Genomic DNA, 230 nt, shown 5'->3' with positions numbered 1-230 from the left:
TTCAATGCACTTGTTAAAATCGGATCTCGGAGCAATATTCCACTTTTGGCCATACCGTCCATTTTCTCAGCGGTTTTTTCGCCAAGTGCTTCCTTTTCCTCATCTAACAGAGGTTTATATCCTTTATATTTTGGTTCAGATATTTTTTTGTTAATAACTTCAATTGCAGCATTGTATTTATCTATAAATCCCTTGATAGAATTAAAGGTTGCGTCCTCGTCCGCTCTAGT

1 protein-coding gene is annotated in these 230 nt (G+C 36.5%); it reads right to left on the bottom strand.

Annotation, left to right across the window (positions count from 1 at the left end; genetic code table 11):
- The coding region (gene fliD / locus JEM65_RS22255; RefSeq protein WP_199603963.1) for a flagellar filament capping protein FliD at positions 1 to 230 on the bottom strand (230 nt) is incomplete at both ends.

This window comes from Gelidibacter salicanalis (assembly GCF_016469035.1).
In the GTDB taxonomy this organism is placed as follows: domain Bacteria; phylum Bacteroidota; class Bacteroidia; order Flavobacteriales; family Flavobacteriaceae; genus Gelidibacter; species Gelidibacter salicanalis_A.
Note: the sequence above shows the minus strand (reverse complement) of the source record. Positions and strands in the feature narration are given on the sequence as shown.